Annotated in this window: 11 protein-coding genes and 1 pseudogene; 8 read left to right on the forward strand and 4 right to left on the reverse strand. The window is 67.5% G+C overall.

What is annotated here, in order from left to right:
• Positions 1-394: 394 nt before the first annotated feature.
• Genes AC5Y4D_RS20725 through AC5Y4D_RS20735 form a run of 3 tightly spaced genes read right to left on the reverse strand, consistent with a single transcriptional unit; the run spans position 395 to position 3754 of the window.
• On the reverse strand, positions 395-1087 hold the full coding sequence (locus tag AC5Y4D_RS20725) for a VldE C-terminal domain-containing protein (protein ID WP_500038104.1): 693 nt from the start codon (positions 1085-1087) through the stop codon (positions 395-397).
• A gap of 53 nt (positions 1088-1140) precedes the next feature.
• Complete coding sequence (locus AC5Y4D_RS20730) at positions 1141-2697, reverse strand: succinic semialdehyde dehydrogenase (protein ID WP_500038105.1); 1557 nt, start codon at positions 2695-2697, stop codon at positions 1141-1143.
• 37 nt (positions 2698-2734) lie between these two features.
• Positions 2735-3754, reverse strand: coding sequence for a TIGR03617 family F420-dependent LLM class oxidoreductase (locus AC5Y4D_RS20735; RefSeq protein WP_500038117.1), 1020 nt, complete (start codon positions 3752-3754; stop codon positions 2735-2737).
• 74 nt (positions 3755-3828) lie between these two features.
• Between AC5Y4D_RS20735 and AC5Y4D_RS20740 the strand changes: the two genes are divergently transcribed.
• Together AC5Y4D_RS20740 and ngg are read left to right on the forward strand one after the other, a co-directional pair.
• Positions 3829-5634 (forward strand): N-acetylglutaminylglutamine amidotransferase, encoded by a 1806-nt coding sequence (locus AC5Y4D_RS20740; RefSeq protein ID WP_500038106.1) that lies wholly within the window; start codon positions 3829-3831, stop codon positions 5632-5634.
• Positions 5631-7418, forward strand: a complete 1788-nt coding sequence (gene ngg / locus AC5Y4D_RS20745; RefSeq protein WP_499942670.1) for an N-acetylglutaminylglutamine synthetase — start codon at positions 5631-5633, stop codon at positions 7416-7418. The genes AC5Y4D_RS20740 and ngg overlap by 4 nt, the downstream gene beginning before the upstream one ends.
• Before the next feature lie 3 nt (positions 7419-7421).
• On the opposite strand, the gene AC5Y4D_RS20750 is transcribed toward ngg, so the two are convergent.
• The gene (locus tag AC5Y4D_RS20750; protein WP_500038107.1) at positions 7422-7829 is read right to left on the reverse strand and encodes a DUF6632 domain-containing protein; all 408 of its coding nucleotides are present in this window, start codon (positions 7827-7829) and stop codon (positions 7422-7424) included.
• A gap of 279 nt (positions 7830-8108) precedes the next feature.
• Between AC5Y4D_RS20750 and AC5Y4D_RS20755 the strand changes: the two genes are divergently transcribed.
• The 6 genes and pseudogenes from AC5Y4D_RS20755 (at position 8109) to AC5Y4D_RS20780 (ending at position 26785) form a co-directional block, all read left to right on the forward strand.
• The gene (locus AC5Y4D_RS20755; protein WP_500038108.1) at positions 8109-8333 is read left to right on the forward strand and encodes an MbtH family protein; all 225 of its coding nucleotides are present in this window, start codon (positions 8109-8111) and stop codon (positions 8331-8333) included.
• Between the two features lie 30 nt (positions 8334-8363).
• Positions 8364-11780, forward strand: a pseudogene (locus tag AC5Y4D_RS20760) (non-ribosomal peptide synthetase); the annotation flags it as partial.
• Positions 11781-11792: 12 nt separating this feature from the next.
• Positions 11793-20762, forward strand: a complete 8970-nt coding sequence (locus tag AC5Y4D_RS20765) for an amino acid adenylation domain-containing protein (protein ID WP_500038118.1) — start codon at positions 11793-11795, stop codon at positions 20760-20762.
• Positions 20763-20802: 40 nt separating this feature from the next.
• Entirely contained in the window at positions 20803-22473 is a 1671-nt protein-coding gene (locus tag AC5Y4D_RS20770) for an ABC transporter ATP-binding protein (protein ID WP_499942662.1), read from the forward strand.
• Positions 22474-22505: 32 nt separating this feature from the next.
• The gene (locus AC5Y4D_RS20775) at positions 22506-24749 is read left to right on the forward strand and encodes an MMPL family transporter (RefSeq protein ID WP_500038109.1); all 2244 of its coding nucleotides are present in this window, start codon (positions 22506-22508) and stop codon (positions 24747-24749) included.
• Between the two features lie 98 nt (positions 24750-24847).
• Entirely contained in the window at positions 24848-26785 is a 1938-nt protein-coding gene (locus AC5Y4D_RS20780; protein WP_500038110.1) for a serine/threonine-protein kinase, read from the forward strand.
• The last annotated feature ends 124 nt before the right edge of the window (positions 26786-26909 follow it).

Here is a 26909-nt window from a genome sequence, read left to right on the forward strand (position 1 = left end):
CGACGAAAACACGGGGGTCCGGCAAGTAAATGCTGCCCGGGCTCCGCAGGCGGTCGTGAAACCCTGGCGTTGAGCGTGAAACCCTGGCGTTGAGCGTGAAATCCTGGCGTTGAGGGGGTAACCAGGGCGGAATTTCCGACGATTTCCCGCCCAGGCTTCACTCCGAACGCCCAGGCTTCACTCCGGACGCCCAGGCTTCACTCCGAACGCCCAGGCTTCACTCCCAACGCCCAGGCTTCACTCCGAACGCCCAGGCTTCACTCCGAACGCCCAGGCTGCACTCCGAACGCCCAGGCTTCACTCCGAACGCCCTAGGGCTGACGTCGCGTGATCCGACGGCACCCACGCCGCCAGTAACCCCGACAACCCGATCCGCGTCTCGCGACCGGTGCCCTCAGTCCGGCGGTGTCGGCGTCATCGACCCGATGAAGTAGGTCTCGCGCCCGGTCGGGTAACCACCGCCATTGGTGGCGATGTGAACGTGGTCGTAGTGATTCGCGGTCTCGTTGCCCAGGTCAGCTGTCCAGCTGCCGGTCCGGATGCCCATGTAGATCTTCTGCCGCCAGATCACGTGATCGATGCCCCAGCGTTTGGCATTGGCCAGGGCCAGCCCGGCGATCTGGTTGCCCAGCGCGATGCCCGCCTCGCTGCCGTGGTCAGGGATCATCACGTCGATCGCCAGGCCGCTGGGGTGCCACCGCAGCGCATCTTGTCGGTATCCGCCGATCGTGGTGATCTCGGGGAACAGCACGCCGATGGCGCGCGCCGCCCAGATGGTTTTGATCTGCAGCCCCTGCTCGGGCGCCACCCCGGCCGGCAGCGCGACCTGGAAGTCCTGGGCGGCGACGGGTGCGTTCCCGGTCAGCATCGCAGCCTCCTCGGCGGTGGCGACGTGCGGCGCCCCGGCCGGTGGCGCGGTGGGTTGGCTGGTGGGTGCGGCTGCCGAAGCCGAAGCCGACGGTGTCTCGGCGCAGCACTGCGTCTTCGGCTGGGTGTCCTGGGCGTAGATCATCCCGCCGGCGACGACCAGCGAGACCGCGATCGCCAGCCAGCGGCCGTAGCCGTTGCCTGACGTGCTCTTGCCCACCTAGAGCACTCTAGTGTCGTGTGGGGCGCAAGTGGCAGATCTTGGTGATCTTGTTATGTGCGGCCCGGCAGCTTCATCACGGTGCGCACGATGGGCAGCAGCGCCTTCTGCCACAACGTCGAGGGAACCCCGAACGGCGGATCGAGGTTGAACACCCGCGCGGTGGCGATCGTCTGCGACTCGGTGTATTTCAGCAGTCCTTCGGCGGCGTGCCGGCGGCCTACGCCGGAAATGCCCATCCCACCCATCGGGGCGCTGAGGCTGCCCCACGCGAACGCGTAACCCTCGTTGACGTTCACCGTCCCGGACCGCAACCGGGCCGCGATCTCCTCGCCTTCTGCGGACGAGGCGGCCCACACGCTGGCGTTGAGACCGTAGGAGGTGTCGTTGGCCTTCTCGACGGCTTCGTCCACGTCGGCCACCGGGTAGATCGAGACCAGCGGACCGAACGTCTCGTCACGCGCACAATCCATTTCCGGTGTGACATCGGTGAGCACGGTCGGTTCGTAGAACAGCGGCCCGATGTCCGGGCGGGCCTTCGCGCCGGCAATCACCTTGGCGCCCTTGGCCGTTGCGTCGTCCACGTGACCGGACACAGCCTTGAGCTGATCCTCGGAGATCAAACTGCCCATATCGACGGAGAAGTCATAGGAGGTGCCCAGCTTCATGTTGCGCACCGCCTCACCGAACTTGCGGGTGAACTCGTCGGCGATGTCCTTTTCGACATAGATCCGCTCGATGGAGATGCACAGCTGTCCAGCGTTCGAGAAGCACGCCCGGATGGCGGCCTTGGTCGCCTTTCTCAGATTGGCGCCCCGCGTCACGATCATCGCGTTCTTGCCGCCGAGCTCGGCGGAGAACCCGATCAGCCGACGACCGGCCTGCTCGGCGAGGTGGCTGCCGGTTTCCGACGAGCCGGTGAACATCAGATAGTCGCAGTTCTCGGTGATAGCGGTGCCCACGACCGACCCCGGCCCGGGCACGATCGCGTACAGCGCCCGAGGCAGACCGGCTCGGTACAGCAGCTCCGCGCAGGCCAGCGCGCAGTACGGCGTCTGACTGTCGGGCTTGAGCACCACCGCGTTGCCGGCGAGCAGCGCGGGCACCGAGTCCGAGGCGGTGAGCGTCATCGGGTAATTCCACGGCGAGATCACCCCGACCACGCCCTTGGGCTGGTAACCCACTGTGGCCTTGCCGATCGCCGGCAGCAGCGCCTGCACTCTGCGGGGTTTGAGCAGGTCGGCGCTGACCCGGACGTAGTAGTTGGCGTTGGCCATCAGGTCGACGATCTCCTCCTGCGCCGCCCAGCGGGCCTTGCCCGCCTCGGCCTGCAGCAGGTCCATCAGGAACTCGCGGTTCTCGATCACCAGGTCGCGGTAGCGGCGAACCACCTCGATCCGTTCGGAAACCGGACGCTTTGCCCAATCCGCTTGTGCAGCACGGGCTTTGGTGAATGCCGCCTCGACGTCGGCCGCGGTCCCGATCGGGATCGTGGTGAGCGGCTTGCCGGTGAAGACCTCGTCGATGGTTCTGGTCGGGCGTTCGGTGAAGCCGTCGATCGCGACGAGCTGACGCAAGCGGTCGAAGACCTCGGCTGACGGTGCAGGCATTATCGCTACCTCTCGAATGCGCTCGAGGATCATCTCCTCAACTTGTAGCCGCTATGCGCTGAGCGATCTCCCCGTAACGTTCGAAACGCTCGGGGTCGCCCAGCGCGTTGTACAGCACGATCCGGCTGGCGACTCCCTGGTACTTGCCAAGAAGTGCCTCGACCAAACCATCCCACGTCGACTCGGTGGCGAAGACAGCGATGTGCTCGTCGGTGATCAACTCGGCCATCCCGGCGAGGTCGCCGGCTTTTTGCTTCGCCCGCAACCGCGCGGTGGTGCCCTCGAAGCCGGCCTCGTCCAGGATGAAGGCGTAGTTGGGTGTGCTCGCGTAGAAGCCAAGACTGGCGCGCACCAGTTCGCGCTCGTTGCGGCGTTCCTCTTCGGTGTCGCCGACGATCGTCATGACCGGCACGATCACCGCCACGTCCGACGGCGTGCGCCGCGCCTTGGCCGCGCCGGCTGCGATATTGGGCACCACGTGCCGCGCGAGATACCCGGGTTCGCCGAGCGGATGGACATGCACACCGTCGGCGACCTCGCCCGCCATCCGCAGCATCCACGGGTTCACCGCCGCCACGTCGACTTTGGGATCGGGTGCCTCGATAGGACCCGCGGACCACTGCGGGGTGATGAAGTCCAGGTCGTAGAACTCGCCGTGATGATCGAGGGTCCCGGTCCGGAACGCGGTGAAACAGGCCTTGACGGCGAGCACGTAGTCCCGCAGTCGGGGACCGGGACGATCGAACGGCATCCCGTAGCGCCGCACGACGTGGGTGCGCACCTGGGTGCCCAGACCGAGCCGGAAGTTCCCGCCGGTGGCCTCCTGCAGCTCCCATGCCGTCGCGGCGGTGACGAACGGGCTGCGGGGGAACGCGACCGCGACCCCGGTCGACAGTTCGAGGCCGGGCGCGGTTTGCGCGGCCACCGCGGCGTTCAGGTAGGCGGTCCGGCCCGTTTCGGTGAACAACAGACCGCTGAATCCGGCCGCCTGCGCGCGTCGGGCCACATCGCCGATCCGCGCCAACGGCTGCGGAATGGTCATCACGTCGACCTGCACCGTCGAACCGTACATCGCCGCTGAACGGCCGTGGCCGCTCTGCACGCGTCGAATTGGACGGATAAGGTCGAAACGTGTGTGGAGCCACCGGGGAGGTGCGACTCGACGGCCGGGTGCCCGACGTGGCGGCGGTCGCGGCGATGGCCGACGTGATGTCACCGCGCGGTCCGGACGCCGCGGGCGCCTGGTCACAAGGCCGGGTGGCCCTGGGTCATCGTCGCCTCAAGATCATCGACCTGACCGAGGCCGGGGCCCAGCCCATGGTCGACGCCGACCTGGGCCTGACCATCGTCTGGAACGGCTGCATCTACAACTACCAGGACCTGCGCCGCGAGCTGGAAGGCCAGGGCTACCGGTTCTTCTCGCACAGCGACACCGAGGTGCTGCTCAAGGCGTACCACCGTTGGGGTGACGACTTCGTCTCCCACCTGCACGGCATGTTCGCGTTCGCCATCGTCGAACGGGACAGCGGCCGGGTGCTGCTGGGCCGCGATCGGCTCGGCATCAAACCGCTGTACCTCAGCGAGGACAGCCATCGGATCCGGTTCGCCTCGACCCTTCCGGCGTTACTGGCCGGGGGCGGCGTGGACACCCGGATCGACCACGTCGCGCTGCACCACTACATGACGTTCCACTCCGTCGTCCCGGCGCCGCTGACGATCCTGCGTGGGGTGCGCAAGATCCCGCCGGGCTCGCTGCTGGCCATCGAACCCGACGGCCGGCGCGTCGCCACCACCTACTGGGTGCCCGATTTCACCCGCCACGCCGAGCGCGCCGACTGGTCGGAGAACGACTGGGAAGACGCCGTCCTCGCCGCGCTACGTACCGCGGTCAAGCGCCGACTCGTCGCGGACGTCTCGGTCGGCTGCCTGCTCTCCGGTGGTGTGGACTCCAGCCTGATCGTCGGACTGCTCGCCGAGGCGGGCCAGCACGGGCTCGCGACGTTTTCCATCGGCTTCGAGTCGGTGGGCGGCGTCGAGGGCGACGAATTCCGGTATTCCGACATCATCGCGGACCGCTTCGGTACCGATCATCACCAGATCCGGATCGGGACCAACCGGATGCTGCCGGCGCTCGACGACGCGATCGGGGCGATGAGCGAGCCGATGGTCAGCCACGACTGTGTCGCCTTCTATCTGCTCAGCCAGGAAGTGTCCCGGCACGTGAAGGTCGTGCAGTCGGGCCAGGGCGCCGACGAGGTGTTCGCGGGCTATCACTGGTATCCGCCGATGGGCGCGCCGGAAGCCGGCAGCCTGCAAGGTTCGGTCGCGGCGTACCGCAGCGCCTTCTTCGACCGGGACGTGACCGGTCTCGCGGGTTTGGTGGCACCGGAGCACATCGCGCCCGGCGATCCCAGCGAGCGATTCGTCAGCGAACATTTCGCGCGCGCCAATGCCGAGACCGGTATCGACCGGGCGTTGCGTCTCGATACGACGGTGATGCTGGTGGACGACCCGGTGAAGCGGGTGGACAACATGACCATGGCCTGGGGTCTGGAAGGACGGGTGCCCTTCCTCGACCACGAATTGGTGGAACTCGCCGCGACCTGTCCGCCGGAGTTGAAGATCGCCCACGAAGGCAAAGGTGTCCTCAAACAGGCTGCGCGCCGGGTCATTCCCGCCGAGGTCATCGACCGCCCCAAGGGATACTTCCCGGTTCCGGCCCTGACCCATCTGGAGGGGCCCTATCTGGACATGGTCCGTGACGCGCTCTACGCGCCGGTTGCCAAGGAGCGCGGCCTGTTTCGCGCCGACGCCGTCGAGGCTCTGTTGGCCAATCCCAACCGCAGGTTGACTCCGTTGCGCGGCAACGAACTCTGGCAGATCGCCCTGCTGGAGATGTGGTTGCAGAAGCACGGCGTCACCGGGACCGCGGAATGAGCGAGTTCGACCCGTCGGAGGACAACCCCGAGGCGATCACCCTCGCGCTGCACAATGCCGCACCACCCGAGTTCGCAGAGCTGATGTCGCACGATGTGGAACTCGAATTAGGCTGGGGCCGACTGATTTTCGGGCAGACATTCGCCGACGCCGACACATTGGCCGAAACGCTGCGCCGGGAGGCCCCCGGCCGTCGCGACATCTGCATCTATGCGCGCGAGTCCCATGTGGTTGTGGCCAAGGCTCCCGCTGAACTGTTCATCGACCCCAGCCACACCTACCGGCTGCGCTTCGCCGAACTGAGCGACGAGGAGCCGCCCACTCCACCTCCGTATGTCACGGTGCGCACCCTGAGCGATGTGGGCGACGCCGACGCGATGAACCGCGTCTACGTCCGGTGCGGAATGGTCCCCGCGCCGGTCGAGACGATCTGGCAGAACCATCTAGGGGTCGAGGCGTTGACCTATCTGCTGGCGGTACGCAACGAGGACGGTGCGGTGGTGGGCACCGTCACCGGAGTCGACCACGAAGTGCTGTTCTCCGATCCCGAACACGGATCGAGTCTGTGGAGTCTGGCGGTGGATCCCGCCGCCGCGCTGCCCGGACTGGGCGCGGCCCTGACCCGGGCGCTGGCCGAGCACTTCCGGGCCAAGGGCCGTGCCTACATGGATCTGTCCGTCGCGCACGACAACGCCGCTGCCACCGCGCTGTACGAGAAGCTGGGTTTTCGGCGGGTCCCGGTGCTGGCGATCAAGCGCAAGAACGCGATCAACGAACCGCTGTTCACCCCGTCGCCCGAGACCGTCGACGACCTCAACCCCTATGCCAGGATCATCGCCGACGAGGCTCTGCGCCGCGGTATCTGGGTGGAGGTCCTGGACGCCGAGACCGGCGAGATCCGGCTCTCGCACGGCGGTCGCAGTATCGTCACCAGGGAGTCGCTGTCGGAGTTCACTTCGGCTGTCGCGATGTGCCGGTGCGACGACAAGCGGCTGACCCGCCGGCTGGTTTCCGAGGTCGGCATCACCGTACCGCGCGCCCGGCTGGCCACCTTCGACGACGCGGACTACGCGTTCTTGACCGAGGTCGGGGAGGTCGTCGTCAAACCCACCCGCGGCGAGCAGGGCAAGGGCATCACCGTGGGCATCACCGCCGAACGCGGGCCCGGTGAGCTTGCCGCCGCCCTCGCGCGGGCGCGGGAACAGTACCGGGAGGTGCTGATCGAACAGCGGGTGCCGGGCAACGACCTTCGGTTGGTGGTGATCGACGGCCGGGTCGTCGCCGCAGCGCTGCGGGTGCCGCCGGAAGTCATCGGCACCGGTGACCACACCATCCGGGATCTGATCGGTGCCGAGAGCCGACGGCGCTCGGCGTCTACCGGCGGCGAATCCCGCATCCCCCTCGACGACCTCACCGAGGCCACCGTCGCCGAATCGGGTTGGTCGCTCGACGACGTGCTTCCCGAAGGGATCCGATTGCGGGTTCGCCACACCGCCAACCTGCATCAGGGCGGGACGATCCACGACGTCACCGCGCAGGTGAACCCGGAACTGTGTCGGGTGGCCGTGTCGGCCGCCGAGGCGATCGGCATCCCGGTGACCGGCATCGACTTGCTGGTACCCGACGTCGCCGGCGACGAGTACGCGTTCATCGAAGCCAACGAGCGACCGGGGCTGGCCAACCACGAACCGCAGCCCACCGCCGCGGCTTTCGTCGACTTCCTGTTCCCCGGGCGGCCGGGCCAACCACCAGCCTGGACTCCGGAGGAGTCACCGGCGTCGTGACGCCTACCGGCTGACGGGGCCGGCGGCAGGCTGTTTGAGGTCGGAGCGCCGTACCAGCACGGCCAAGACGACCGCCACCAGAAGCAGCGCGGTGACATCGCCCCACAGGTGTCCCATTCGATGGTGGCCGCTGAAGGACTCGACCGCCATGATCGCCGCGTGCACAGCGCTGGACCAGATCGCAAACCAGATCAGGCTGAGGTGCTGCTGCGGACTGCGGGCCGCATTGATCAAGAACACGCCCAGCGTCGCGTACACCCCGACGATCATCATGAAGTAGTCGGAGTGGTGGGGCGGTCCGGAATGCCAGGCCCAACCCGACGGCCAGACCACGGCCAAGGGATAGACGAGAAGCATTACCGAGCCGAAGATTACGAGTGCCAGTTGCAAAGATCGGTAGGGCTTGGGCATGACGGGCATGGTGCGCTCCAATCGTCGACGGCGTGTCGATTATCCGCCCGAGTGGCCGGTTCTGGACATCGAACGCCGATCCGGTACGCGCAAGAATTCCGCAAGAAATCCGCGAAGCGACGGCAAGCGCTGCGCCGCAAGCTATGTGGCAACCGGGGTTTTGGAGTCCCGAAGAACAGGTTGCCGGTGTTATCTTGTCGACGCTGGTCCGTGCACACCAAGACGGTCCGCGCTCGCTGGTCTAGCCGTTGACCCATCGCTAGGTGGTTAGGAGAACGAGTGAGTATCAATCCGTTCGACGACGACAGTGGTCGCTTTGTCGTGTTGGTCAACGACGAAGAGCAGCACAGCCTTTGGCCGGTGTTCGCCGACGTTCCGGCCGGGTGGCGAGTGGTGTACGGCGAAGCGGATCGAGGCGCTTGCCTGGACTACATCGACCGGAACTGGACCGACATCCGGCCCAAGAGCCTGCGCGAGAGGTTGGCGCAGGGCACGGGCTTCTGAGTTGCGGGCCGTCGGGAACTTGGCGGCGAGATGACAACGCTTGACGGCAGACTCGACACCGGGGGACCGGCGCGGTCCGACGAGCAAGCCGCGAAAATCGTGCAGTTGCTGATCGACATCTTCACCCAGGTGCTCGGCGCCGAGCGGGTCGGTGTCGACGAATCGTTCTTCGACTTGGGTGGGGACTCGCTGTCGGCGATGCGGGTGATCGTCGCGGCCAATGCGGCCTGCAACGCCGATCTGCGGGTCGGTGCGCTCTTCGATGCGCCGACCATCTCCCAGCTGGCGTCACGGATCGTCGGTGACTCCGGTGTGCTCAAGCCGTTGCGGGCCGTCCCGCGGCCGGCGGTCGTGCCGTTGTCGTATGCGCAGAGCCGGTTGTGGTTCATCGACCAGTTGCAGGGGGCCTCGCCGGTCTACAACCGGGCCGTCGCGTTGCGGCTGCTCGGCCACCTCGACACCGACGCGCTGGGCGCGGGCTTGATCGACACCGTGCGGCGCCACGAGGCGCTGCGTACGGTGTTCGCCGCGGTCGATGGCGTGCCCCGGCAGGTGGTCGTGCCCGCAGCGCGCGCCGACTTCGGTTGGCAGATCGTTTGTGCCGCTGGGTGGGCACCGGACCGACTGGAACAGGCAATCGGGGAGACCGCGCGTTACAGTTTTGATCTGGCAGCGGTGATACCGATTCGCGCAACGCTTTTCGCGCTCTCTGAGCGGGAACACGTGCTGGTCGTCGTGGTGCACCACATCGCCGGCGACGGTTGGTCGATCGGCGTGCTGGCCGGCGACATCATCACCGCTTACCTGAGCCGATGCGCCGGCCGGGCCCCGGACTGGGCCGAATTGCCCGTGCAGTACATCGATTACACGCTGTGGCAGCGGGAGAACCTCGGCGATCTGACCGACCCGGACAGTCCGCTGGCCGCTCAGGTGGACTATTGGGCGACGGAATTGGCCGGGCTGCCGCAACGCCTGGAGCTGCCGACCGATCGGCCGTATCCGCCGGTCGCCGATCATCACGGTGACCAGGTCGTCGTGGAATGGCCGGCCTCGCTGCAACACCGGGTCCGAGACCTCGGCCGCGCGCACAACGCGACCAGCTTCATGGTGGTCCAGGCGGCGTTGGCCGCACTGCTTTCTCGGCTCAGCGCGAGTCACGATGTGGCGGTGGGCTTCCCGATCGCGGGTCGCGGTGACCCGGCGCTCGAGGCGTTGGTGGGTTTCTTCGTCAATACGCTGGTGCTGCGTGTCGACCTGAGCGGTGACCCGACTTTCACCGAGCTACTCGCGCAGGTGCGGCGGCGCAGCCTGGCCGCGTACGAGCACCAGGATGTGCCGTTCGAGGCGCTGGTCGATCGGCTCAATCCGCCTCGGTCGCGGACGCACCATCCGCTGGTCCAGGTGATGCTGGCCTGGCAGAGTAACGATCCGACCGTCGGACTGGCCGCCGGTGACCTGCAGATCACCGGCGTGCCGGTCGAAACCCACACCGCCCGCATGGATCTGGCGTTGTTCCTCGTCGAGCGTGCCACGGACAGCGGCGAACCCGCCGGCATCGGCGTGCGGGCCGAATTCCGCACGGACGTGTACGACGCCGCCACGATCGCAACACTGATCGCGCGGTTGGCGACGGTATTGGCAGCCGTCACAGCGCATCCCGGCCAGCGGTTGTCGGCGCTGGATGTGCTGAGCACCGATGAGTACGCGCAACTGGCGAAATGGGGCAATCGTGCGGTGCTGACCAGCGCGGCGCCCCCGGCGATATCGATTCCGGCGGCCTGGCAGCTGCAGGTCGCGAAGTCTCCGTCTGCGGTGGCGCTGACCGACGGGGCGTCCTCGTGGTCCTACTGCGACGTCGACCGGGCCGCTGATCGCCTGGCCCGGTTGCTCTCCCAGCGCGGAGCGGGACCGGGGGCGTGCGTCGCGTTGCTGTTGCGTCGGTCGGCGCGGGCTGTCATCGCGATGCTGGCCATCCTCAAGACCGGTGCGTCCTACCTGCCGCTGGACCCCCAATCACCCAGTAGCCGAATGGGTTTCATGATCGGTGACGCCGCACCGATCGCCGCGGTCACCACCGCCGATCTGGCTGAACGGTTGGTCCGACACCGGTTGCCGGTGATCGACCTCGACGAAGCTCTTCGGGCCGACCCCGAAACCGGCACCGAACTCCCGGTTCCGGACCCGCACGACATCGCCTACGTCATCTACACCTCGGGCACCACCGGTGTCCCGAAGGGCGTCGCCGTCAGTCATCACCACCTGACCCAACTCATCCGGTCCCCGATCGCAGGCCTGCCATCGGAGCAGGTCTGGTCCCAATGTCATTCGTACGCCTTCGATTTCTCGGTGTGGGAGATCTGGGGCGCCCTGCTGCACGGTGGTCGACTGGTGGTGGTGCCCGAAGAGGTGGCGGGCTCACCGACCGATTTTCACGGCCTGCTGGTCTCCCAACGGGTGAACGTCCTCACCCAAACCCCGTCCGCGACAGGCATGTTGGCGACCACCGGCCTGGAATCCACCGCGCTGCTGCTGGGTGGTGAACCGTGCCCGGCCGACGTGGTGGATCGGTGGGCGCCGGGCCGGGTGATGATCAACGCCTACGGGCCTACCGAAACAACCGTTTATGCGACCTCGAGCGCGCCCTTGACCGCCGGGCGGCCCGAATCGCCACCGATCGGCTCCCCGGTGCCCGGTGCTGCGTTGTTCGTGCTCGACGAGTGGCTGCGTCCGGTGCCGCCCGGTGTGGTGGGGGAGTTGTACATAGCCGGCCACAGCGTCGCCTACGGGTATGTGGGCCGCACCGGTTTGACGGCATCGCGATTCGTGGCCTGCCCCTTCGCCGGCCCCGGAACGTCCGCGACACGTATGTACCGCACCGGAGATCTGGTGTCGTGGCGTCCTGACGGACAACTGCACTACGCCGGGCGCGTGGACGACCAGGTGAAGATCCGCGGCTACCGCGTCGAATTGGGCGAAGTGCGAAGCGTTCTGGCCGGGCTGGACGGGGTGCAGCAGGCGGCGGTCGTCGTCCGTGAGGACCGTCCGGGGGACCGGCGGTTGATCGGATACCTGACCGGGACGGCCGACCCGGCCGCGCTGCGCACCGAGTTGGCGCAGCGGCTGCCGTCCTACCTGGTGCCTGCCGCGTTGCTGTCGGTGGAGGCGTTGCCGCTGACCGTGAACGGCAAACTCGACGTCGACGCCCTGCCCGCGCCACGCCATCCGGACAGTGGTGATTACCGTGCCCCGACAACGCCGGTCGAGGAGATCCTGACGGGCATCTACGCCCATGTGCTCGGTGTGGAGCGAGTCGGCGTGGACGACTCCTTCTTCGACCTCGGCGGTGATTCGCTGATGGCCATGCGAGTCGTCGCGGCGGTCAACGCCGCCCTGGATACCAACCTGGCAGTGCGCACACTGTTCGACTCGCCGGCCATAGCGCAGTTGGCCGCGCGGATCATGGTGGGCGGGCATCGGTCGGGTTCGCTGGTTGCCGTCGAGCGCCCGGCAATCGTCCCACTGTCGTTCGCGCAGAACCGGTTGTGGATCATCGACCAATTCCACGGCCGCTCCGCGGTTTACAACATGCCGGTGGCGTTGCGGTTGCGTGGCGAGCTCGACACCCGGGCGTTGGGTGCGGCGCTGGCCGATCTGGTGGCCCGGCACGAAAGCCTGCGCACCATGTTCCCGTCGGTCGACGGCATCCCCCGCCAGCAGGTCGTCCCCGCCGAGCAGGTCGACCTGGGTTGGCGGGTCGTCCACACCGGCACTTGGCCGGCGGTCCGCGTGCAGCAGGCCCTGTGTGATGCCGCGCGCCGCAGCTTCGACCTGACGCACGAGACGCCTTTGCGGGCAATGCTTTTCAGCAGCAACGAGCGGGAACACCTGCTGTTGCTGACGCTGCATCACATCGCCGCCGACGGGTGGTCGGTCGGCGTGCTGGCCGCCGAGTTGGGTGCGGCGTATGCGAGCCGGTGTGCTGGGCTGGCGCCGGCGTGGCCGCAATTGCCGGTGCAATACATCGATTACACGCTGTGGCAGCGGGAGACGTTGGGAGATCTGGACGACGGTCGTAGTCGGATGGCGACGCAGTTGAGGTACTGGGAAAACGCGCTCGCCGGACTGCAGTCGCGTCTGGAGCTGCCCACCGACCGGCCGTACCCCCCGGTCGCCGATCACCAGGGCGACAAGGTGGTGGTCACCTGGCCGGCAAGTCTGCAAAGGCGGGTACGCGAGGTCGCCCACGCGCACGGCGTGACCAGTTTCATGGTGATGCAGTCGGCGCTGGCGGTGCTGCTGTCGAAGCTCAGCGGTAACCCCGAGGTGGCGGTGGGATTCCCGGTCGCCGGTCGTGGCGCCCCGGAATTGGACGGTGTGGTCGGCTTTTTCGTGAACACGCTGGTGTTGCGGGTCGATTTGGCCCAGTGTCCGACGTTCGCCGATCTGCTCGTGCAGGTGCGCCACCGCAGCCTGGCCGCCTACGAGCATCAAGACGTGCCATTCGAGCTGCTCGTCGAACGCCTTGACACCGAACGGTCGCTGACCCACCATCCCTTGGTTCAGGTCATGCTGGCCTGGCAGAACAACGTCGCGCCCGAACTCACGCTGGGTGACCTCGAGGTCACCCCCGTAGCGGTCGATACCCACACCGCGCGAATGGATCTGATGTTCTCGCTCGGTGAACGTCTCACCGACGCGGGCGCACCGGCCGGCATTGGCGGAACGTGCGAGTTCCGCACCGATGTGTTCGACGTCGCCACCATCGAGACGCTGTGCGACCGGCTGGAGGGGCTGCTGACCGAACTCACCGCGCACCCGAAACGCCGATTGTCCGCGGTGGACCTGCTTGTCGCCGACGAACAGACCCGACTGGACCGCTGGGGCAACCGCGCCGTGCTGACCCAGCCCGCACCCCCTGCGGTGTCGATCCCGGCGGCGTGGGCGGCTCGGGTCGCGCGCACCCCGGATGCGACGGCGCTCACCTGCGGGCCGCGGTCCTGGACCTACCGGGAAATCGACGAGGCATCGAACCGGTTGGCGCGCAGGCTCACCCAGCATGGCGTCGGCCCCGGCACCGGCGTGGCGCTGTTGTTCTGTCGCTGCGCCGAGGCGATCGTGGCAATGACGGCGGTGCTCAAAACCGGTGCGGCATACCTGCCGATCGACCCGGCGCTGCCGCCGGCGCGGATCGCATTCATGCTCGCCGACACCGCCCCGGTCGCGGCGGTCACGGCCAGCGACCGCGCACACCTGCTGGACGGGCACGAGCTGCCGGTGATCGACGTCACCGACCCCGAGATCCAGCAACTGCCGTGCACACCCCTGCCAGTGCCGGCGCCGAACCACATCGCCTACCTCATCTACACGTCGGGCACCACCGGTGTGCCCAAAGGCATTGCGATCACGCACCATAACGTGACGCAGCTGCTCGGCAACTCAGGTTACTTCGAGGCGTCCCCGGAGCCGTTCGCGTTCGCTGCGGCGCAGTGGCATTCGTATTCATTCGACGTGTCGGTGTGGGAGATCTGGGGCACCTTGCTGCGCGGTGGCCGACTGGTCATCGTCCCGGAGGAAGTGGCCGCCTCGCCGACAGACTTCCACGATCTGCTGGCCGCGGAGAAGGTCGACGTGCTCAGCCAAACCCCGTCGGCAGTCAGGGTCCTGCCCGCCGCGGGGCTGGAATCGACGGCATTGGTGGTCGCCGGTGAGGCATGTCCGCCCGACGTGGTGGCACAGTGGGCGCCCGGGCGGATCATGATCAACGCCTACGGCCCGACCGAGGCCACCATCTATGCCTCGATGAGCGCACCCCTGAAAGCGGGGCTGCCGGGTTCGCCTCCCATCGGCTCACCGGTGTCGGGGGCGTCGTTGTTCGTGCTGGACAACTGGTTGCGCCCGGTGCCGCCCGGTGTGGTTGGCGAGCTCTACATCGCGGGAAGGGGTGTCGGCCTGGGGTATTGGCGCCGGGGCGGGTTGACGGCGTCTCGATTCGTCGCCTGCCCGTTCGGTGCGGCGGGCGCGCGCATGTACCGCACCGGGGACTTGGTGCGGTGGTGCCACAACGGTCCAGCCGAGGGCCAACTCGAGTACCTCGGCCGCGCCGACGAACAGGTCAAGATCCGCGGCTACCGCATCGAACTCGGGGAGGTTCAGGCCGCGGTCGCCGGCCTCGACGGAGTGGATAGGGCGGTGGTGATCGCCCGCGAAGACCGGCCCGGCGACAAGCGACTGGTCGCCTACGTCACCGGAGTGCCCGATCTCGCCGGTGCGCGTGCGGCATTGGCCGAGCGGCTGCCGTCGTACATGGTGCCGGCCGCGGTGGTCCTCCTGGACGCGTGGCCGCTCACCGTCAACGGCAAGCTGGACACGCGGGCACTTCCGGCGCCGGATTACCAGGACGCCGACACCTACCGCGCCCCGGGTAGCCCGGTGGAGGAAGTGCTGGCGGTCGTCTACGCCGAAGTCCTCGGGCTGCAGCGCGTCGGTGTCGACGAGTCGTTCTTCGAGCTGGGGGGTGACAGCATCCTGGCGATGCAGGTCGTGTCGAGGGTGCGCGCGGCCGGGGTGCTCTGCCGGCCACGCGACATCTTCGTCGAACAGACCGTCGCCGGGGTAGCCCAGGTCGCCGCGATCGCCGACGAAACCCACGCGGACGACGACGACGTCGTGGGCGAGGTAGCGCTGACACCGATGATGCGCTGGCTACACGCTCTGGACGCGCCGGTGGCACAGTTCAACCAGATGGTGTTGCTGCAGGCTCCGGCGGGCGTCACCGAAGCGGATGTCGTTGCGCTGCTGCGTTTTTTGTTGAAGCGACATGCCATGCTGCGCTTGCGGGTCGACGACGACGGCACCGGGGGTTGGGCGATGCACGTGCCCGACCCGGATGCGCTGGACGCCACCGATTGCCTGCAATCGGTCGAGGTGCTGTCCGACCACGCGTTGCTCGCGGCGCGGTCCCGGTTGAATCCGGCTGCGGGCATGATGTTGAGTGCCTTGTGGGTGACCTCGGTCGGCCAGCTGGTGCTGATCGTGCACCACCTGGCAGTCGACGGGGTGTCCTGGCGAATCCTGTTGCAGGACATCAATGCCGGGTGGGTGCACCGCCGCACAGGTCAGCCGGTCGAACTGCCGGCGGCCGGGACGTCGTATCGGCGCTGGGCGGCACTGCTACGTGAGCAAGCGCGTTCACCGCAAGCTGTCGCGACCGCGGACATATGGCGCCGAGTAGCCGTGACGCCCCCGGCGTTGCCGCCGGTGAACGCCGCGCTCGACACGTTCGCCACCGCCGGGAACCTGGCGGTGACGTTGGACACCGAGACCACGCGGGAGCTGCTGGGCGAGGTGCCGGCAGCGTTTCACGCCGGCGTGCACGACATCTTGTTGATCGCTTTCGTCTTGGCGTGCGCTGAATTCCTCGACGCAATGGACACACCGATCGGCGTCGACGTCGAGAGCCACGGACGCGACGACGAACGGGCACCCGGAATCGACCTGTCGCAGACCGTGGGCTGGTTCACCGCGAAGTACCCGGTGGCGCTGACGGCGGGCGGGCTGACCTGGCCGCAGGTGGTGGCCGGCCAGCCGGCACTCGGTGACGTGGTCAAGAACGTCAAGGAGCAGCTCCGGGCCGTGCCCGACGGCCTGACCTACGGCATGCTGCGCTATCTCAACGACGAAATAACCCTGCCCGCAACCGATCCCACGATCGGATTCAACTACCTGGGACGACTGGGCGCTGCCGCCCGCAAGGACGGCTGGCGCATCTGCCACTGGGGTTCCCTGTTCACCGACACCGTGGGCACCGCATTGCCCATGCCGTTGCTGCACACCGTCGAACTCAACGCCGCCACCCTGGACACCGATACCGGCCCACAGCTGCATGCCACCTGGACGTGGGCACCGTCGACACTGGACGACATCCGGGTCGCCCGGCTCAGCGGATTGTGGTTCGAAGCGCTGCGCGGCATCTGCGCGCACGTGCGATCCGGCGGAGGCGGGTTGACCCCGTCCGACATCGCGCCCGCCCGACTCACTCAACAGCAGATCGACGAGCTGCAGCGGCAACACCGGGTCGCGGACGTGCTACCCCTGACCCCCATGCAACAGGGGCTGCTCTTCCACACCAGCACCGCGGAGTCCGGTGAGGTGTACACGGTCCAGCTGGACATCACGGTCACCGGAGCCGTCGAACCCGGCCGGCTGCGCGACGCGGTGCAAACGGTCGTCGAGCGGCACCCGCACCTGGTTGCACGCTTCAGCACCCAATTCGACGAGCCCGTGCAGGTTCTCGCCGGTGACCCCGCCGCCCGGTGGCGCTATGCCGAGCTCGACGACGAAGACCAGATCCGGCAACTGTGCGCCGACGAGCGCGCGGCGGTATGCAACCTCGTTGACGCACAAGGATTTCGGGCATTGCTGATCCGCACTGCCGAGCATCAGTACCGGTTCGTGCTGACCAATCACCACGTCGTAGCCGACGGATGGTCGATGCCGATCCTGCTGCGGGAGATCTTCGCCGGCTATCACCGGCAGCGGCTACCCGCGGCCCCGCCGTACCGCCGCTTGGTGGCCTGGCTGGCCGACCGGGACGTTGCCGCCGCCCACGCCGCCTGGGGCGAGGTCCTGGCCGGCTTCGACACCCCGACACTGGTGGCCCCCGCCGACCGGATCGGGCAGGGTCCGCGCAACTCCGTCGGGGTCCGGCTGTCCGCCGATGACACTCGGTTGCTCGGCGAACTGGCGCGCGCATTCCGCACCACCATCAGCACCGTCCTGCAGGCCGCCTGGGCCCACTTGCTCGTCATCCAGACCGGTTGCCACGATGTCGTTTTCGGTGTCCCGGTGTCGGGCCGGCCGACCGAGTTGGCCGGCGCGGAATCGATGGTGGGGCTGTGCATCAACACCGTCCCGGTGCGGGCGCGCGTCACCGCGGCAACCACGACCGCAGACTTGTTGCGCCAGTTGCACACTCATCACCACCGCACACTCGAGCACCAACACCTGGGGTTGCGCGATCTGCACCGCATCACTGGCCACCAGGTCCTCTTCGACACCCTCGTCGTCTACGAGAACTACCCGCTCGACACCGGCGTCCTGCTGGACACGCCTGGAATCGCCGTCACCGGCGTCACCACCCGCGAACACACGCATTACCCGCTGGTGATGCAAGCCGCACCCGGCGACGAACTGCGCCTGGACGTCGACTACCGCAGCGACCTCTTCGACGCGGCGGCCATCGACGGCCTGGCGGACCGGTTGCGGCGGATCCTCGTCACGATGGCCCACGACCCGAGGCTTTCGTTGTCGTCACTGGATCTGCTGGATCCCGCGGAGGGGGCGCAACTGGATCGATGGGCCAACCGCGTGGTGTTGGCCCGGGGTCCGGCGACGGCACAATCGATTCCGGCGGCGTTGGCCGTTCAGGTCGCCCGCACCCCCGATGCGGTCGCGCTGAGTTGCATCGGCTCGACGATGACCTACCGGGAGTTTGACGAGGCGTCGAACCGGCTGGCGCGCCGGCTGATCGGTCTCGGTGCCGGCCCGGGAGCCGTTGTGGCGCTGATGTTTACACGCTCGATCGAGGCTATCGTCGCCATCACGGCGGTCCTCAAAACCGGGGCGGCCTATCTGCCGCTGGACCCGGCCCTGCCCGCCGCCCGGATCGAGGTCATGCTCGCCGATACCGTCCCGACCATCGTGCTGACCACGGCGGAACTGGCCGCGCGGCTGAACGGACACGATCCGCTGATCATCGATGGGCGCGGCAGCGGCGACCATCCCGGCACCACCGTTCCGGTGCCCGCGCCCGATGAGATCGCCTACCTGATCTACACGTCGGGCACCACCGGCCTGCCCAAGGGCGTGGCCATCACTCAACGCAACGTCACCCACATGGTGGCGTCGCTGGACGCATCGCTGCCGCGCGGGGGAGTGTGGGCGCAGTGCCATTCCTACGCCTTCGACGTCTCGGTGTGGGAGACCTGGGGTGCGCTGCTGCGCGGCGGACGGCTGGTGATCGTCCCGGAGGCAACCATGCAGTCGCCCAACGAATTTCACGCGCTGTTGGTCGCCGAACGGGTGACCGTCCTCGATTTGAGCCCGACCGCGCTGGGCGCGTTGTCTCCGGATGGTCTCGAATCGCTCGCGTTGGTGACCGGCGGCGAGGCATGCCCGGCCGAGGTCGTCGACCGGTGGGCTGGCGGGCGTCTACTGGTCAACGCTTACGGACCGACCGAGACCACCGTGGATGCGGCCAGAAGCGCCGCGCTGCTGCCCGGGTGCGGGGCGCCGCCGATCGGTTCGCCAGTGCCCGGGGTGGCGCTGTTCGTGCTGGACGGTTGGCTCCGGCCGGTGCCGACCGGCGTGGTGGGCGAGTTGTACGTCGCCGGTGACGGTGTGGGTGTGGGTTATTGGCGTCGATCAGGGCTCACCGCATCGAGATTCGTGGCGTGCCCGTTCGGCGTTCCCGGCGCGCGCATGTACCGCACCGGTGATCTGGTGAGCTGGGACGTCGACGGGCAACTGCGCTATGTGGGTCGGGCGGACGAACAGGTCCAGATCCGCGGATTCCGCATCGAACCGGGAGAGGTTCGGGCGGCGCTCACCGAGTTGGCCGAGGTCGATCAGGCGGTGGTGATCGCCCGCGAAGACCGGCCCGGGGACAGGCGGCTGGTGGCTTACGTGACCGGGGCCGTCGATCGAACCGACGTGCGGGCGGCGCTGGCCGATCGGCTGCCCTCCTACCTGGTGCCCGCCGCGGTGGTGGTCCTGGATGCGCTGCCGCTCACGGTCAACGGCAAACTCGACACCCGCGGCCTCCCGGCGCCGCAGTACCAGGACGGCGAGCTGTACCGGGCGCCGATCAACGCGGTCCAGGACACCCTCGCCGGGATCTATGCCCGGGTGCTCGGACTCGAGCGTGTCGGCGTCGACGACTCGTTCTTCGAACTCGGCGGGGACAGCATCTTGGCGATGCGGGCGATCACCGCGATTAACGCCGCGCTGGGCAGCGATCTCGGGGTTCGCACCCTGCTCGACGCCCCATCGGTCCGAAGCCTCAGCCAGCGGTTGGGCACCGCCAGCCCGGCCGTGCACGCGCGTTATCTGGCCGTGCACGGACGCGACGGCGTCGAGGTACGCGCCGCGGACCTCACATTGGACGAATTCGTCGACGACGCGACGCTCACCGGCGCCCCCGGCCTGCCGGGCCCGAGTGCCGAAGTCCGGGCCGTTCTGCTCACCGGCGCCACCGGTTTCGTCGGTCGATACCTGGTCTTGGAGTTGCTCAAGCAGGTGGAGTCGGTCGACGGCACGCTGGTCTGCTTGGTCCGGGCGGACACGGACGAGGACGGCCGGCGGCGCCTGGAACAGGTCTTCGAGGGCGGCGACCCGGAAACGCTTTCGGTGTTCCGCGATCTGGCTGCCGATCATCTGAGGGTCTTCGCCGGTGACAAAGCAGCAACCGATCTGGGTCTGGACCGGCAATCCTGGCAGCGGCTGTCCGAGACCGTCGACCTGATCGTGGATTCCGCGGCCGTGGTCAACGCGGTCCTGTCCTACAGCGAGTTGTTCGGACCCAACGTCGTCGGCACGGCCGAGTTGATCCGCCTCGCGCTGACGGCCAAGCGTAAGACGTTCGCCTATGTGTCCACCGCCGACGTCGGCAACCAGATCGAGCCGTCGGCCTTCACCGAGAACGCCGACATCCGCGTCGTCAGTCCCACCCGGGTGATCAACGGCGGCTTGGCCGACGGCTACGCCACCAGCAAATGGGCCAGTGAAGTACTGCTGCGGGAGGCCAACGAGCTGTGCGGCCTGCCGGTGGCCGTGTTCCGCTGCGACATGGTCCTCGCCGACGGCACCGCCACCGGCCCGCTGAACCTGTCGGACACCGTGACCCGGATGGTGCTGAGCGTGCTGGCTACCGGCATCGCACCCGCATCGTTCTATCGGCTCGACGCGAACGGAGGCCGGCAACGCGCGCACTTCGACGGGCTGCCCGTGGATTTCGTCGCCGAGGCGATCGCTGTGCTGGGTGGGCGAGCGGTGGACGGATTCCAGACGTTCCACGTGATGAATCCGCACGACGACGGTATCGGACTGGACGAGTATGTCGACTGGCTGAGCGAGGCCGGATATCCGATCCGGCGGGTGGGTGACTTCGACGAATGGGTGCGGTTGTTCGAAGCCGGACTGCGTGCCCTCCCGACCCGACAGCGTCAGCACTCGGTGCTGCAGACGTTGTTGTTGCGCGATGCCGCCCAACTGCGCCCGTTGTCGCCGACCCGCGGCGCCTACGCCTCGACGGACCGGTTCCGGGCCGCGGTGCGGGAGGCGAAGATCGGCTCCGACAACGACATTCCGCACATCTCGGCGCCGGTCATCCGCCATTACGCGGCCGTCCTGCAGCGCCTCGGACTGGTCTAGGCCGCTCATGCTCACTTTGCTTCGCGCCCATCGGCTTTCGATGACGGTGGCTCTGGTGCTGCTCGCCGCGGCCACCGCGCTGACGTTGCTGCAGCCACTGCTGGCCGGCCGGCTGGTGGACCGCGCCTCCGCAGAAGTCCCGATCCGGGGCTTCGTCGTCGCGTTGGTGACGATGCTGGTGGTTCAGCTGCTGCTGGAGTCACTGGGACATTTCGGGTTGGACCGGATCGGCGAGAAAATCGTGCTGACACTGCGCAACGACTTCACCAATCATGTTGTCCGCCTGCCGATCGGACTGCTGGACCGCGCCCGGACGGGTGAACTGCTGGCCCGGGGCACCAGCGATGCTGGCCTGCTGCGCGACATGCCCCGCGCGGTCGCCGACGTCGTGTTCGGCACCGTGACCCTGCTCGGAGCCAGCATGTTCATGCTGGCCATCGACGCGGTCACGGTGGCCGTGGTGGTGGCCGCGCTGGCGGTGGCTTTCACCGCGGGCAATCCGTTCCTGTCCCGTATTCAGCGGGCATCGTTATGTCGCCAGGATGCGCTGGGCGACTACACCTCCGGACTCGACCGGGCGCTGGGTGCGGCCCGCACGATCAAGCTGTTCGGCGCCGAGAACCGCGAAGCCGAGTCCATCAGCCTCAGCGCGGATGCCGCCTACGATGCGGGTGTTCGCGTCGCGGCTGCCACCGCGACCAACATCGGCATCGTACGATTGGGTATCACCGGGTCGTTCTTGGCGATCATGATCGTCGACGGCAGCCGGGTCGCCGGCGGTGCTTTGACTGTCGGGCAGTTCGTCAGTCTGTTCGCCTTCGCCATGTACGCGATCTTTCCGATCAACGCCGCGTTCATCGCGCTCACCGTGCTGCGTTCCGCGGCCGGGGCATATCAGCACCTCGACACCATCCTGCGGGAGCTTCCCGAGGGTGACCCCCCGGCACTGGCCGTCACCGGGCCCGACGCGAGAACACCACCCGACGGCACGCTCGTCGAGTTCGACCGGGTGTCGTTCAGCTACGGATCCGACACCGTCCTGCACGACGTGTCGTTCACCCTGGCCCGCAACCAGATCACCGCGCTGATCGGCCCATCCGGTGCGGGGAAGTCGACCATCCTCGCGCTGTTGTGCCGCTTCCACGACCCGACGTCTGGGTCGTTGCGCTGGGACGGCCGAGACTTCCGCAGCATCGCGCTGCGCGAACTACGCGGTCGTCTCGGCCTGCTCGAGCAGGACGCTCCCGTGCTGCACGGCACCATCCGCGACAACTTGCTCATCGCCGATCCCGGCGCCGCCGACGACGACCTATGGGTGGTGCTGCAGCAAGCCAACATCGCCGACGAAATCGCCGCGTTGCCAGCACAACTCGACACGCCGATACTCGAGCGCGGGCGCAGCCTGTCGGGCGGTCAACGCCAACGGCTGGCCCTGGCGCGAGCCTTCCTGTCGCGGTCGGAGCTCATCCTGATGGACGAACCCACCGCCCATCTCGACCGTGCCAACGAGTACGACGTGATGGCCAACGTGCGGCAGGCCCGCGGTGAACGCAGCCTGCTCGTCGTGGCGCATCGACTCTCGACGGTCACCAACGCAGACCAGATTCTGGTCCTGCGACACGGCCGGATCCAGGCAACGGGCACGCACACCGAACTCCTCGAGGTGCCGGTCTACCGCGAACTGATCGAGCATGAACTCGCCCCCCGTTAGCGAGGCGCATCGGCAACTCGGAAGGAAAAGTCTTGCTGCACCGAATCGCTCGACTCGCTATCACCGCGCCGCGCCGGGTGATCGTCGCGGCCGTGCTGGTCATGATCGCCGCCGCGATCTTCGGACTCCCGGTGACCAGGACACTTTCGTCCGGTGAAGGACTGGATTCGGCCGCTGAATCCGCGCGCGCGACCGCGTTGCTGACCGGCAAATTCGACCAGGGCGATATGGCCATCGTGTTCACGCTGACCTCCGACGACGGCGCACTAGGACCGCGCGGCCGGGCGGTGGGATCCGATCTCGTTGGGCGGCTGAAGAATTGGCCGGGTGTTCGAGAGGTGCGCTCGGTGTGGACCGCGCCGCCCGAGGCCGCGTCGTTGTTGATCAGCAAGGACGGCCGGACGGGTCTGATCATGGCCGCACTCACCGGCGGCGACACGAATGCCCAGAAAACCGCACGGCAGTTGGCGGACGAAATCGACAAGATCGTCAACGGCCGCGACGGCGTCGTGGTGCGCGCCGGAGGTGACGCCACCGTCTACTGGCAGGTGAACGAGCAGACCCAGCACGACCTGTTGGCGATGGAATCGGTGGCGCTGCCGCTGAGTTTCTTGGTGCTGGTCTGGGTGTTCGGCGGTCTGGTCGCGGCCGCGATACCAGCGGGCGTGGGCATCTTCGCGATCATCGGTTCCATGGCGGCGCTGCGCTGTATCGCGCTGTTCACCAATGTGTCGATCTTCGCGCTGAACCTGTCGGTTGCGATGGGGCTGGCCTTGGCCGTCGACTACACCCTGCTGATTCTGAGTCGATACCGAGACGAACTGGCAGAAGGGCGATCCCGTGACGCGGCGCTGACCCGGACAATGGTCACCGCGGGTCGCACCGTGCTGTTCTCGGCGCTGACGGTCGCGCTGTCGATGGCCACCATGGTGCTGTTTCCGCAGTACTTCCTGAAGTCTTTCGGGTATGCCGGGGTTGCGGTGGTCGCGTTCGCCGCCGCCGCGGCGATCGTCGTCACACCCGCGGCCATCGTGCTGCTGCACCGGCGACTCGACTCGTCGCGAATGCGTCCGCGCATGCGCCGTATCCTGTGGGGGACAACTGGTCCGCCGGGGTTCTTCGACTCCTGGTCCTGGTACCGGTGGACGAAAGTCGTTATCCGCCATGCTATTCCGGTCGGCATCACCATCACGGTGATATTGCTGCTGCTCGGTGCGCCGTTTCACAATGCGCGCTGGGGCTTCGCCGACGACCGCATTCTGCCCCCCTCGGCTTCCGCACGTCAGGTCGGCGAGCAGCTGCGCAGAGACTTCAGGGACGGTGGTGTTCCCAACGTCACCGTGGTGCTTCCGGACGCGACCGGCTTGAGTCCCGCCGAGCTGGACGGGTACGCCGCCGCGCTGTCCCGGGTGCCCGACGTGTCATGGGTGTCCTGGCTCAGCGGCACCTTCGTCGGCGGCGCGCGGTTCGGTCCGCCGTCGGCGCCCTACGGACTTCGCGACGGCAGCGCGTTTCTGACCGTGGGCACCACCACCCCGCTGTACACGGCAGCCTCGACCGCACAGCTGGACCGCCTGCACGCCGTGACGCCGCCGAAGGGCAGAGCAGCGCTGTTGACCGGCGTAGCGGCCAGCAACCGCGACAGCGTGCACGCGATCGCGTCGCGCCTACCGTGGGTGCTCACCATCATCGTCGCCATCACCCTGATCCTGCTGTTCCTGCTGACGGGCAGTGTGGTGTTGCCGTTCAAAGCGGTGCTGATGAACACCCTGTCGTTGACCGCGGCGTTCGGTGCGCTGGTGTGGGTGTTCCAGGAGGGACACCTGGGCGGGCTGGGCACCGCCGCCACCGGCACTCTGGGCGTGCAGCTGCCAGTGTTGTTGTTCTGCATAGCATTCGGGCTTTCCATGGACTACGAGGTTTTCCTGATATCCCGGATACGGGAATACTGGTTGGCTTCCGACCGCGGACCGGATGCCAATGACGAAAGTGTCGCGCTGGGTGTTGCGCACACCGGCCGGGTCATCACCGCGGCCGCCCTGATCATGACGATTTCGTTCGCGGCTCTGATGGCTGCCCAGGTTTCGGTGATGCGGCTGTTCGGTTTCGGGCTGACCGTGGCGGTGCTTGCAGACGCCACGCTGGTCCGGATGCTGTTGGTGCCGGCATTCATGCATGTGCTCGGCCGACTCAACTGGTGGGCACCGAAGTCGTTGGTGCGCCTGCACGATCGGTTCGGCTTGTCCGAGGGAGCAAGAATTTCGCAAGAAATCTGACACGATGCGGCAAGCCTTGAACGGCAACGTATGTGCTGTCGGCCGATTCGGCTGACCCCCCGCCCGGGGAAGACGTCGCCGGCCGAAAGAGGCACACCGTGGACACCACCCCTCCGCTCGAGTGGACAACCGGTCACGAGTTCGCCGGATTCAGGATCAACCGGGTGCTGGGGGAGGGCGGGATGGGCGTCGTGTACCTGGCGACACATCCGCGGTTGCCGCGTGAGAACGCGCTGAAGGTGCTGCCGGTGCACTTGAGCGACGACCCGGTCTACCGGGCGCGGTTCGAACGGGAGGCCGAGGTGGCGGCCGGCCTGTCACATCCGCACATTGTGCGGATCCACGACCGTGGCGAGTACGAGGGCCGGTTTTGGCTGTCGATGGATTACGTGGCCGGTACCGACGCGGCGCAGCTGCTGCGCGAGGAGTTTGCGGGCGGGATGCCGTTGCACGATGTCCTGGAGATCGTCGCCGCGGTCGGCTCGGCTCTGGACTACGCGCATCACGCGGGTCTGCTGCACCGCGACGTCAAACCGGCCAACATCTTGCTGGCAGAGAGCGACGGTCAGCCGCGGCGCATTTACCTGGCCGATTTCGGCATCGCGCGGCGCATCGACGACGCCAGCGGGCTGACCGCAACCAACATGACCGTGGGCACGGTGAACTACTCTGCTCCCGAGCAGTTGAGGGGCGAGCCGATCGACGGGCGCGCCGACCAATATGCGTTGGCCTGCACGGCGTTCCATCTGCTGACCGGGACACCGCCCTACGCCGACTCCAATCCCGCCGTGGTGATCACTCACCACGTCAACGCCCCGCCGCCCTCGATCGGAGTGCTGCGGCCGGACCTGGCGGGCCTGGATTGGGTGTTCGCTGTCGCGATGGCCAAGGATCCGTCCCGACGGTTCGGCAGCTGCACCGAGTTCGCCGAGCAGTTGGCCTGGCAGTTGGGCCCGGGGCGCGCCTACGCGAGCGAGGTGCCGTCCGTCACTCATGCCCGATACCCGCAGAGCGCATACGCCGTGACGTCACCGGGACTGACCCGCGCGGCGCCGGTCGCCGCGACACCCCGGCGCAGGCGGGGCGCTGTGCTGGTCGGCGCACTGGTGGGCATCGCGCTGTTGCTGATCGGCGGCGTTTTCACCACCGTGCAACTCACCTCCGGCGACGGGTCAGGTGCCACAGCCCCGTCCAAGGCTGCCGCGCCGACCAGCACGTCGCCGCCCAACACCGGTCCGTTCACCGGCGTCTACCAGGTCGCCTTCGGCGTGGTGACCGGCATCGACGGCCAACCCGCGGAAAAGCACGTCACCCCGACCACCGAACTGTGGGCGGTGCGTTCGGTGTGCCGGGTTGACGGGTGCGTCGCGACGGCGTCCCGTCTGGACGGCAGGACCATGCAGGTGCCGACGATGGTGCTCGACGAGGTCGGCGGCAGTTGGGTCGCGGTGAGTGTCGGCTCGAGCACTTGCGGGGACGTCGAGGGCGAGGTCTGGGACATGTTCACGCTGCAACCACTTGCAGACGGAACCTTCGCCGGGGAGGCTGTCGAGAGCATGAGCAAAGGCTGCTCCAACAAACGCACCGTCACGTTCACCCGCACCGGAGACGTCGGACTCGACACAGTGCCCGATCCGGCCACGCTACCGCCCCGGGTGGTCTCACCCGCGGCCAATCTGCGCGGCCGATACCACCAGACATCAACGCAGCCAAACGGTTTCACCGAGCAGAAGGACTACGTCGCCCGCACGGACTGCCTGCGCACCGGTGAGCGCTGTGTCAGCCTGTTGCACACCGCGCCGGCGACGGTTCTGGTGCTGCTGTACACCGACGGAACCTGGGGCTACGAGCGTGAATTCGATGCCAAGTGCTGGAAGGGTGGCACGGCGCACGTGAAAGTCACGGTGCCGTTCGCGATGCCGCAACCCATACAGGATCCGGTCACGCTGCTGACCGGTCACGGAAGGATGGAGGTGACGGGCACCGCGTGCCCCAGCACCGATGTCGACGTGAAGTTCACCCGCACCGGCGATTAGGGTCGCTGCCGCGACCCGCGAGGGTCCGCAAATGTACGGCATGGCACGGGTTTTCCGGCATTTTGCGGACTCTCGTGCACTCAGCCTCCCCAGCAACCCGACGCCGACGCCATTGCCCGAGACA

The sequence above is a fragment of the Mycobacterium sp. NGS67 genome (genome assembly GCF_059812185.1).

Bases quoted from the DNA above. Each gene is read 5' to 3' on its own strand.
- AC5Y4D_RS20770 (WP_499942662.1), top strand. From the start codon at position 20,803: ATGACGGTGGCTCTGGTGCTGCTCGCCGCGGCCACCGCGCTGACGTTG.
- AC5Y4D_RS20750 (WP_500038107.1), bottom strand. From the start codon at position 7,829: ATGCCCAAGCCCTACCGATCTTTGCAACTGGCACTCGTAATCTTCGGC.
- AC5Y4D_RS20765 (WP_500038118.1), top strand. From the start codon at position 11,793: ATGGTGGGCGGGCATCGGTCGGGTTCGCTGGTTGCCGTCGAGCGCCCG.
- ngg (WP_499942670.1), top strand. From the start codon at position 5,631: ATGAGCGAGTTCGACCCGTCGGAGGACAACCCCGAGGCGATCACCCTC.
- AC5Y4D_RS20730 (WP_500038105.1), bottom strand. From the start codon at position 2,697: ATGCCTGCACCGTCAGCCGAGGTCTTCGACCGCTTGCGTCAGCTCGTC.